Here is a 9011-nt window from a genome sequence, read left to right on the forward strand (position 1 = left end):
CTCAACGGGGGAGCAGGCGCTTCCTACTTAGGTGAGGCTCGGCGTGAACGTCGTCTCCCCGGCCAGGCCCACCGAGAGCGAGGGGGGTTTCTGGGAGGTGTTGAGCTGGGAGAACGCCGACAAGTACGACGCGGACGTCATCCTGGTCGACGCGCGCGCCCAGTCCATGAAGGTGTCGGAGATGGCGAAGAAGCCGACCTGGGGCGAGCTGAGCCCTCAGACGGTCCGGATATATGGGTCTATTCAGGATGCTGTGCGCTCGTTACGTTCCAACCGCGCACATCGGGATCGACCCCATCTCCTGACTCTCGCGGAGGAGCCACATGCGCTTCCACCTCCCCAAGGGCATGGCCCGCGCCGCAACCCTGGCAGTGGTCCTCGCCCTCCCGCTCACCCTGGTGCTGACGGCGCCCGCGGCCTCGGCGGCACCCCCGGACATTCCCCTCGCGAACGTCAAGGCCCATCTCAGCCAGTTACAGTCGATCGCCACCAGCAACGGCGGCTCCAGAGCACACGGCCGGCCCGGCTATCTGGCCTCCGCCAACTACGTCAAAGGCCTGCTCGACGCGGCCGGCTACACCACCACCCTGCAGTCGTTCGTCTACAACGGCGCCACCGGCTACAACGTGATCGCCGACTGGCCGGGCGGCGACCCGGACGACATCCTGATGACCGGCGCCCACCTCGACAGCGTCACAGCGGGGCCGGGCATCAACGACAACGGCTCGGGGTCGGCGGCCATCCTGGAGGTGGCGCTGGAGGTGTCACGGCAGGCGCTGCAGCCCGCCAAGCACCTGCGCTTCGCCTGGTGGGGCGCTGAGGAGCTGGGCCTGCGCGGCTCGCAGTTCTACGTCAACAACCTGCCCGCCGCCGAGCGCGCCAGGATCAAGGCGTATCTGAACTTCGACATGGTGGGCTCGCCCAACGCCGGCTACTTCCTCTATGACGGGGACAACTCCGACGGCGTGGGATCGGGACCCGGCCCCGCCGGCTCGGCACAGCTCGAGCAGACCCTGGCGAGCTACTTCACCTCCATCGGCGTCCCCACCCGGGGCACCGACTTCGACGGCCGTTCCGACTACGGCCCGTTCATCAGCGCGGGAATCCCGGCGGGCGGCACGTTCACCGGGGCGGAGGGCGTCAAGACCAGCGCCCAGGCGCAACTGTGGGGCGGCACCGCGGGCCAGGCGTTCGACCCCTGCTATCACCGCTCGTGCGACACGACCTCGAACATCAACGACACGGCGCTGGACCGCAACACCGACGCGATCGCGCACGCCGTCTGGACGCTCGGCACCGCGGTGCCGCCCGCCACCGTCTGGTCGGACACCTTCGAGAGCGCGAGCGGCTGGACGGTGAACCCGAACGGCGGCGACACCGCGACCACCGGCCAGTGGGAGCGCGGCGACCCCCAGGCCACCACCTCCAGTGGCGCCAAGCAGCTCGGCACCACCCTGAGCGGCGTCAACGGCCTGGTCACCGGCCGCCTCGCGGGCTCCAGCGCCGGAGCCGGCGACCTCGACGGCGGCGTGACCTCCATCCAGTCACCGGCGATCACCCTGCCGGCGGACGGCGTGCTGAACCTGTCGCTGGGGTGGTATCTCGCGCACGGCAGCAACTCCTCCAGCGCCGACTTCTTCCGGGTGAAGGTCGTGGGGAGCACCACCGCCACGGTGTTCCAGCGGCTCGGGGCGGCCGTGGACCGTGACGCCGTGTGGGGCACGGTCAGCGCCGACATCTCCGCGTTCGCCGGGCAGAGCGTGCGGATCCTCGTCGAGGCGGCCGACGCCTCGACGGCGAGCCTGGTGGAGGCCGGGGTGGACGACGTCAGGATCACGCGTCAGTGATCCGCTCCCGGCGGCCGTCCCCGCCGGTGGCGGGGACGGCCGCCGGGGCGCGCGGGAGAGCGGGTTCCCGCGCGCCCGACGGTCACAGCGCGCGCAGGTAGGCCAGCGACGGCATGAAGAAGTACTCGCCACCCTTCATGGTGACGGTCTGGGCCACCTGCCTGTGCGGCGGCGACATCCCGGGCTTGCCCCACACCTTGGGGAAGACGACCTTGATCTCCCGGTCCCCCTGGCCGATGACCGGGTCGTGGCCGGTGGACGGGGCCTCGAAGTCGGGGGCGTTCGCCCAGCTCTGCTGCGTGAACTCGAACTGGCTGATCAGACTGCTGTTGAACGCCATGAACAGCAGGCCCACCTCGCCGCTGGGCCGCGCCTCGGGCGGGGAGTCGTCCCACGGGTCGTCGCTTCGCCGCCCGTAGGTCTGGCCGCGCCTGGCCATGAGCACGTCGCGGCCGAACGAGCGCGGGTTGGTCTTCCTGATGTGGCCGCTGAACGGGCACTTGCTGCCCTCGTCGGCTTCGAAGGTGAAGTCGTTGACGACCGTGCCGCCGCCCGCCTTCGCCTTGAGCGTCACGGGCGTGCCGTCCTTGAACCGGCCGACGAGCAGAGCGCCCGCGCGGTCGCGGTCACCGTCGGCCAGGCCCAGGCTGTCGGCCAGGTTCTGCTCGATCTCCTTGAAGGCGCGGACGTTCTGCTCCAGCTTGCGGAAGACGAAGTAGCTGCCGAAGTGGCGATCGGGGTCCGGCGCCAGCGGGTCGGCGACCAGGACGTTGCTCAGCGGGAACGCCGGGTTCCAGTGCTTCTTGGGCTCCTTGTCCACCTCGTCCTTGACGAACAGCGGCTGGCTGCGGCCGTCGACGTAGCCGAAGTGCTCGATGCCGTCGCCCGCGGGGTTGCGCATGCCCTGCCCGGTCTCCTCGCCCAGCACCCTGGCACTGCCGGGCAGGTCGCGCAGGAACTCCTTGCGCAGCGCCTCGACCGGCTCCCGCTCGGAGTCACCGATAAGGATCACGGCGTGGATCTCCCGCTGGTAGCACCTGTCCCACTCCTCAACCGGCGGGTCGCTCACTTCGCCGATGCGGCGCTTCATGCCGTCGCGGAACACCAGGTCGCCGAACTTGCGCATGTCGTCGACCGAGTGGCCGAGGTCGCGGTATCCGGCTTTGCTGATGCCGATGCCCACATACGGCGTGCCGCGGCGGCGGGCATTGGCGAAGTCGCGCACCTCTTGGAGGTGCCGGAGGGCCGATTTCATCTTCGTGTCGGCGATCTTCCTGAGATACCGCCTGCCCTCGGCGACATCATTGAAGCGGACGAACAGCACGGAAAGATACTCGCGAACGTGCGCCCTGAGGATGTTGGGCTGCAGGTTGTCGAGCATTTTCTTGGTGTCCGCGTCGAGCGTGGCCGAATCCCAGGCCAGGGGTCGTTCGTTGGTCAGGTCGACTGGCATTGCCGAGTGTCCTCTCCCCGTTGCGTCGATGATCGTCCGGGCCCCCGGTCACGCCTATGAGCGGATGACAAATGCCCAAAGTTCCCACGTAATTAGGCGCGTCCAACTTGTATGACTGCAAATAAGACGCGATGGTTTCCGGAATAAGGACTTTTCGATTTCCCGATCGCCTCTGGTCCGCCTCGCGGGCGCGGCAGCCCGGGCCCCTTCTTCTGGTGAGACGCGCGCTCTCTACTGCCGGCGGCGTACCCGGGCCACCGACTCAGGGATGATTCGCCGTGCCGCGCGGGGTGTCACCGTGAGGGCATGGACGTGTTGCGCAAAGCCCTGGGAGTCGCCTGCCTGGTCTACGGGCTCATCTTCCTGGTGGCGGCGCTGACGCATGCCGGCATCGCGCTCGCGCCGCTGGCCGAGCCGGTGATCGCGCCGGCCGCGATCGTGGAGACGGTGTGCGGGGCGGCGGTGCTCGCAGGCGGCTACGGCGCGCTCGCCGGATGGGCGCGGGCCTGGGACGGGTTGATCTACGCGCAGGCGGTCGCGCTGGCCGGGGTGCTGCTCGGGATCCTCGCGCTCGCGCTGGGCGGGGCCGCGGCCACACCTCTGCACACCTGGTACCACCGCACCATCGCGACGCTGCTCGCGCTCGGCCTCGGCGGCGCCTTCTACGTCTCCAGGGTGCGCAGGTAGGCGGCGGCGGCGTCGACGTGGTCCTCGGTGAAGACGCGGATGCCGTCGCCCTCCAGCAGCGCGGTGGTGACGCCCTGGCCGGGAGCGCGGCGCCCGGTGAACGTCCCGTCGTAGATCGCCAGCGCCCCGCACGACGGGCTGCCCTCCTTCAGCACGGCCAGCCGCGCGCCGCAGGCACGGGCGGCCGCCAGCGCGGCCCGCGCGCCCGCCAGGAACTCGGCCGTGACGTCCGACCCGTCGGCGGCCATCACCCTGGCCGCCCCGGCCAGCACGGCGGCCCCGCCCGCCCCGCCCTCGATCTCGGCCGCGGGCCTCGGGATCGCCAGCCCGCCCGCCACCTCGGGGCAGAAGGGCACCAGCCGTCCCTCCCGCAGCCAGGCGGCGAGCCGCTCGTCGGAGCTGGTCTTGGCGCCGCCGTCGTAGCGCACCCGACGGCCCATCAGGCACGCGCTGACGAGGATCCTCTCCACGCCTTCGATCCTACGAGCCGATCCTACGAGCGCGGCCGGGACCAGCGAGCCGTCGGCCGGGCCCGCACGGGTGCCGGACGGAATCGAGGGCGACCTGTCCGGGCGATAGCCTTTTCCCCGATGAACACCACCGTCGCCACGATCGTCATCGCCGGCTCGCTGCTGCTCGCGCTGGCGAGCCTGATCACCGCGATCCGGGACCGGTCCATGGGCATGGTCCTGCTCGTCGCGTTCGCCGTGCTGGAGGTGGCGATCCTGGTTCAGGCCGGGCTGGTGGTCGCGGCGGTGATCGGCGGGCAGGAGCCGGCCGGCGGCCGGGCCACCCTCTTCGGCTACCTCGGTGGCACGGCGGTCATCCCGCCCGCGGGTGTCTTCCTCGCGCTGGCCGAGCGGAGCCGGTGGGGGCCGGCCATCCTGGTCGTGGCCGCCTTCGCGGTCGCCGTGATGACGGGCCGCCTGCTGCAGATCTGGCAGGGCGCCGGATGAGCGACACCGCACTCGGCAAGGGGCCCGGCCGCGCGCTCGTCGGCGTCTACGGACTGTTCGCGCTGGCCGCCGGGGCGCGCGCCACCGTGCAGATCCTGACCAGGTTCGGCGAGGCGCCGCTGGCCTACTCGCTGTCGGCGTTCGCCGCCCTCGTCTACGTCCTGCTCACCGTCGCCCTGGTGCGCGGAGCGCGCAGGCTCGCGCTCGTGGCGCTGGGCATCGAGCTGGCCGGGGTGCTCGTGATCGGTACGGTCAGCGTGCTCGACCCGGCGGCCTTTCCCGACGACACCGTCTGGTCGGGCTACGGCCGGGGCTACCTGTACATTCCGCTGGTGCTGCCCCTCGTGGGCCTCTACTGGCTGTGGCGCCGACGTTAACGGCGCGCGCGCCGGGGCAGCAACGAATCTCATGAGTACGATCGAACACTCCGTAGACGTCAATGTTCCGGTCAGGGTCGCGTACAACCAGTGGACCCAGTTCGAGAGCTTCCCCGAGTTCATGGAGGGCGTCGAATCCATCAAACAGGTCACCGACACGCGCACGCACTGGATCACCGAGATCGCGGGCGTGAAGCGCGAGTTCGAGGCCGAGATCACGGAGCAGCACCCGGACGAGCGCATCGCCTGGCGGTCGATCGACAAGCCGCACCAGGCCGGTGTGGTCACCTTCCACCACATCAACCCCGAGACGACCAGGGTCACGCTCCAGATGGAGTACGACCCCGAGGGGTTCGTCGAGAAGGCCGGCGACTGGCTGCAGATCGTCAAGCTGCGCATCAGGAACGACATGGAACGCTTCAAGTCGTTCATCGAGTCCCGGGGCAGCGAGACCGGCGGCTGGCGGGGTGACGTGCCCGGCGCGCACCAGCCCGGCTCCGGCCTCGGCGTCAGTGACGACCCCGTGCCGCCCGGCACGATCGGCGGCACCGGATTCCCTCAGGAGGGGACGCTCCCGCCTCCCGGCCCCGTGCCCCCGCGCAACGACCCGCCCCAGGGGCCGCGACCGGTCCTGTAAGGCCACTCAGGAGCCCCCGGCACTGCCGGGGGCTTCGTCATGTCCAGGGAATATATGTACCTTTTTGGACTGTTAGGATGGCGATTCATCCCATGACTTGATGAGTGGAGGACTGGTCCCGGCATGAGTGTGATCGCCCCGGAGTCAAGAGGCAGCACGAACTCTCTCGCCTGGCTCCTCGTGCTCGGCATCGTCCTCGCGGCGCTCAACCTTCGCACCGCCGTGACCAGCGTCGGCCCCCTGCTCGACCAGCTCTCCAGCGCGCTCGGCATGACCAGCGTCGGGACCGGCCTGCTCACCACGCTACCGGTGCTGGCCTTCGCCACGGTCGGCGCGGTGACGCCCACGCTGGCCCGCCGCGTCGGCGAGCACCGGCTGCTGCTGCTCGCCCTCGTCACGCTCGGCGCCGGCATGCTGGTCAGGTCGCTTGCCGGCTCCGCGCCGCTGTTCCTGGTCAGCAGTGCCGTCGCGCTGTCGGGCGGCGCCGTCGGCAACGTGCTGATCCCCTCGCTGATCAAGCGCCACTTCCCGGCCCGAACCGGGATCATGACCACCGTCTACACCACCGCGCTGGCCGTCGGCACCATGCTCGCCGCCGCGGCCACCGTGCCGATCGAGCGCGCGTCGGGCGACTGGCACATCGCGCTCGGGGTCTGGGCGGCCCTGGCCGCCGTCGCCGCCATTCCGTGGCTTGCGCTGCTGCGCAGTGAGCCGGAGCGGCGCGCCGGGCAGGGGGACGCGGGCATCCGCCGGCTTGCCAGAAGCAAGCTGGCCTGGACGGTCGCGATCTACTTCGGCACCCAGTCCATGATCGCCTACATCATGTTCGGCTGGCTCGCCACCATCCTCACCGACGGCGGCTACACCACCGACCAGGCCGGGGTGATCCTCGGCGCGTTCACCGCGCTGAACATCCCCGTCTCCATCCTGGTGCCGGTCATCGCCGCGCGCTTCCGCGACCAGAGACCCGTCGTGGTCGGTCTCGTCATCGCCTACGCCATCGGCTTCGCCGGTCTCTGGGCCGCGCCCGCCTCGACCGCGCCGGTCTGGGTGGTGTTCGTGGCGATCGGGATGGGCTCCTTCCCGCTGGCGCTCACCATGCTCGCGCTGCGCACCCGCACGCCCGAGTCGACCGGCGCGCTGTCCGCCTTCGGGCAGAGCGCCGGCTACCTCATCGCCGGCGCCGGACCGCTCCTGGTGGGCGTGCTCCACGAGACGAGCGGCGGCTGGGCGCTGCCGTACACGCTGATCTTCGGAGTGCTCGTCGTGCAGCTCCTGACCGGCCTTTACGCGGGACGCAACCGCTACCTGGAGGACGAGCGGGAAGCACTTCTGCCAGGATGACGCTGTGAATTCGACAGTTGTCACCTTCCCTAACGGTCATGTCAGTGGCCGTTCACAGATCGTCGGGGCCGTGCCGTCGGGGGAGCGGCACGGCCTCGTCGTCACCGAGACCCCGTTCCACCCGCTCGACCACACCTGGCCCGACCAGCCCGCCGACCGCGGCGCCATCGGCGGCCTGCCCGTCCTCGACTGCGTGACGGGCGCGCGGTCCGCCGACGGCGAGATCTTCCTGGGGACCGACATTCCGGTACGGCGCGGCGCCGACGGCTGGGACTGGCTGGTCGTGCACGTGACCGGCAGCCCGCTGCCCGTCGGCGCCGAGGTGGAGCTGGAGGTCGACGCCCCCTACCGGGCTGCGCTGTCGGCCGGTCACACCGCCTGCCACCTGGCCGCCCTCGCGCTCAACGCCGCCCTGGCCGGCCGGTGGCGCAAGCAGGTGACGCTCGACGGCCTCGGGCACCCCGACTTCGACCAGAGCGCGATCACCTCCTCGCGGATCACTCCGAATGCCAGCCTGGACGAGTACCGGCTCGGCAAGTCGCTGCGCAAGAAGGGCTTCGCGGCCGAGGGGCTGGACGTCGCCGAGGTCGCGCGCGAGGTCGACGAGCGGCTGAAAACGTGGGTCACGGGCGGCGCCCCGGTCCGGCTCGACGTGCCGGGGCCGGAGCTCACCGCCCGCCGCACCTGGCACTGCGCCCTGCCGGACGCCGAGGTGTCGATCCCGTGCGGCGGCACCCATGTCCGTGACGCCGCCGAGCTGGGCCAGGTCACGGTCGAGCTCACCCTGGCCGATCAGGCGCTCACCATGCGCACCACGGTGACCCGCTAGGGCCGGGCGGTCGGATCACCGCTGCTACCAGAAGGCGCTCGCCTGACGCGCACGTCAGCACGTGTACGTCAGCACGTGTTGACAAGCACACGCTTGTCAGCACATGCTGACGCCATGAGAGTCACCGAACTCGCCGAGGCGGCCGCCGACCGCGACCCGGGCGCCGGCCTGGCCGCCGTCGCCGCGCTGCGGGCCCTGCTGGAGGAGCTCGAAGCCATGCACGTGTCCAACGCCAGAGCTCAGGGCTGGTCCTGGGAACAGGTGGCAGACGCCCTCGGCGTCAAGCGGCAGTCCGCCCATCGCAAGCACGCCCGCCGGATCGGGAGGTAGCAGGGTGCTCACCAGATTCACCGGCGCCGCCCGCCGGGCCATGGTCAGGGCGGGGACGCTCGCCCTCGACGCGGGCCGCCCCACGCTCGACACCGGCCTGCTCCTGCTGGCCCTGGCCGAGACGCGGCCCTTCGTCCTCGGCACCTTCACCGCCACCCCCGAGGCGGTGCGCGAGCACGTCGACACCGGCGACGCCCGCGGGCTGCTGGCCACGCTCGGCATCGACCTGGACGAGGTGCGCCGCCGCACGCGCGGGGGCGCCGACGACCCGGCACGGTGGCGGCTCGCCCGCACCCCCTTCAAACCGCTGCGGGTCGTGCTGTACGGCCCGCTCGGCGAGGTCCCGCTGGCCATGCACGCCAGGAAGGCGGTCGAGGTGGCGATGTGGCGGCCCGGGCCCGTGACGGGGGAGCGCCTGCTCTGGGGCCTCCTCGCGGACGGCTCGAACGGCGCCGGGCGCATCCTCCGCGCCGTCGGCGTCGAGGTGCCGGCGCTCGTCGAAGAGGCGGGCATCCCCACGCGCCGGCGGCGTTGTACAGCCTGAAGCCGCG

General features: G+C 71.1%; 12 protein-coding genes. 9 read left to right on the forward strand and 3 right to left on the reverse strand.

Going from position 1 to position 9011, the window contains the following annotated elements:
* Positions 1-27 precede the first annotated feature (27 nt).
* The gene (locus V5E28_RS45570; protein WP_336216490.1) at positions 28-168 is read right to left on the reverse strand and encodes a hypothetical protein; all 141 of its coding nucleotides are present in this window, start codon (positions 166-168) and stop codon (positions 28-30) included.
* A 155-nt stretch (positions 169-323) separates the two neighbouring features.
* Between V5E28_RS45570 and V5E28_RS45575 the strand changes: the two genes are divergently transcribed.
* Positions 324-1847 (forward strand): M28 family peptidase, encoded by a 1524-nt coding sequence (locus tag V5E28_RS45575; RefSeq protein ID WP_336216491.1) that lies wholly within the window; start codon positions 324-326, stop codon positions 1845-1847.
* 82 nt (positions 1848-1929) lie between these two features.
* On the opposite strand, the gene V5E28_RS45580 is transcribed toward V5E28_RS45575, so the two are convergent.
* Positions 1930-3300 (reverse strand): Dyp-type peroxidase, encoded by a 1371-nt coding sequence (locus V5E28_RS45580; RefSeq protein ID WP_336216493.1) that lies wholly within the window; start codon positions 3298-3300, stop codon positions 1930-1932.
* A gap of 306 nt (positions 3301-3606) precedes the next feature.
* Between V5E28_RS45580 and V5E28_RS45585 the strand changes: the two genes are divergently transcribed.
* Positions 3607-3987 carry a hypothetical protein gene (locus V5E28_RS45585; RefSeq protein WP_336216494.1) on the forward strand — a complete coding sequence of 127 codons (381 nt, stop codon included), beginning with the start codon at positions 3607-3609 and terminating at the stop codon, positions 3985-3987.
* Here the strand turns inward: V5E28_RS45585 and V5E28_RS45590 are convergent.
* The gene (locus V5E28_RS45590) at positions 3963-4457 is read right to left on the reverse strand and encodes a DUF523 domain-containing protein (RefSeq protein ID WP_336216496.1); all 495 of its coding nucleotides are present in this window, start codon (positions 4455-4457) and stop codon (positions 3963-3965) included. The genes V5E28_RS45585 and V5E28_RS45590 overlap by 25 nt on opposite strands.
* A gap of 120 nt (positions 4458-4577) precedes the next feature.
* On the opposite strand from V5E28_RS45590, the gene V5E28_RS45595 reads away from it, so the two are divergent.
* The 7 genes from V5E28_RS45595 (at position 4578) to V5E28_RS45625 (ending at position 9004) form a co-directional block, all read left to right on the forward strand.
* On the forward strand, positions 4578-4943 hold the full coding sequence (locus tag V5E28_RS45595) for a hypothetical protein (protein WP_336216497.1): 366 nt from the start codon (positions 4578-4580) through the stop codon (positions 4941-4943).
* Positions 4940-5320, forward strand: coding sequence for a hypothetical protein (locus tag V5E28_RS45600; protein ID WP_336216498.1), 381 nt, complete (start codon positions 4940-4942; stop codon positions 5318-5320). The genes V5E28_RS45595 and V5E28_RS45600 overlap by 4 nt, the downstream gene beginning before the upstream one ends.
* A gap of 31 nt (positions 5321-5351) precedes the next feature.
* Positions 5352-5957, forward strand: coding sequence for an SRPBCC family protein (locus tag V5E28_RS45605; protein ID WP_336216499.1), 606 nt, complete (start codon positions 5352-5354; stop codon positions 5955-5957).
* A 123-nt stretch (positions 5958-6080) separates the two neighbouring features.
* Complete coding sequence (locus tag V5E28_RS45610) at positions 6081-7301, forward strand: CynX/NimT family MFS transporter (RefSeq protein ID WP_336216500.1); 1221 nt, start codon at positions 6081-6083, stop codon at positions 7299-7301.
* Between the two features lie 70 nt (positions 7302-7371).
* A complete protein-coding gene (locus tag V5E28_RS45615) occupies positions 7372-8130 on the forward strand; it encodes a metal-dependent hydrolase (RefSeq protein ID WP_336216502.1) in 759 nt (252 codons plus the stop codon).
* 114 nt (positions 8131-8244) lie between these two features.
* Positions 8245-8460 (forward strand): helix-turn-helix domain-containing protein, encoded by a 216-nt coding sequence (locus tag V5E28_RS45620; RefSeq protein WP_336216504.1) that lies wholly within the window; start codon positions 8245-8247, stop codon positions 8458-8460.
* 4 nt (positions 8461-8464) lie between these two features.
* Entirely contained in the window at positions 8465-9004 is a 540-nt protein-coding gene (locus V5E28_RS45625; RefSeq protein ID WP_336216505.1) for a Clp protease N-terminal domain-containing protein, read from the forward strand.
* Positions 9005-9011 lie beyond the last annotated feature (7 nt).

Source organism: Nonomuraea sp. LPB2021202275-12-8 (genome assembly GCF_037044575.1).
Lineage (GTDB): Bacteria > Actinomycetota > Actinomycetes > Streptosporangiales > Streptosporangiaceae > Nonomuraea.

Excerpts from the sequence above, each read along its gene's own strand:
- V5E28_RS45610 (WP_336216500.1), top strand. The coding sequence starts at position 6,081 with ATGAGTGTGATCGCCCCGGAGTCAAGAGGCAGCACGAACTCTCTCGCC.
- V5E28_RS45605 (WP_336216499.1), top strand. The coding sequence starts at position 5,352 with ATGAGTACGATCGAACACTCCGTAGACGTCAATGTTCCGGTCAGGGTC.
- V5E28_RS45580 (WP_336216493.1), bottom strand. The coding sequence starts at position 3,300 with ATGCCAGTCGACCTGACCAACGAACGACCCCTGGCCTGGGATTCGGCC.
- V5E28_RS45570 (WP_336216490.1), bottom strand. The coding sequence starts at position 168 with ATGGACTGGGCGCGCGCGTCGACCAGGATGACGTCCGCGTCGTACTTG.
- V5E28_RS45585 (WP_336216494.1), top strand. The coding sequence starts at position 3,607 with ATGGACGTGTTGCGCAAAGCCCTGGGAGTCGCCTGCCTGGTCTACGGG.
- V5E28_RS45575 (WP_336216491.1), top strand. The coding sequence starts at position 324 with ATGCGCTTCCACCTCCCCAAGGGCATGGCCCGCGCCGCAACCCTGGCA.
- V5E28_RS45600 (WP_336216498.1), top strand. The coding sequence starts at position 4,940 with ATGAGCGACACCGCACTCGGCAAGGGGCCCGGCCGCGCGCTCGTCGGC.
- V5E28_RS45620 (WP_336216504.1), top strand. The coding sequence starts at position 8,245 with ATGAGAGTCACCGAACTCGCCGAGGCGGCCGCCGACCGCGACCCGGGC.
- V5E28_RS45595 (WP_336216497.1), top strand. The coding sequence starts at position 4,578 with ATGAACACCACCGTCGCCACGATCGTCATCGCCGGCTCGCTGCTGCTC.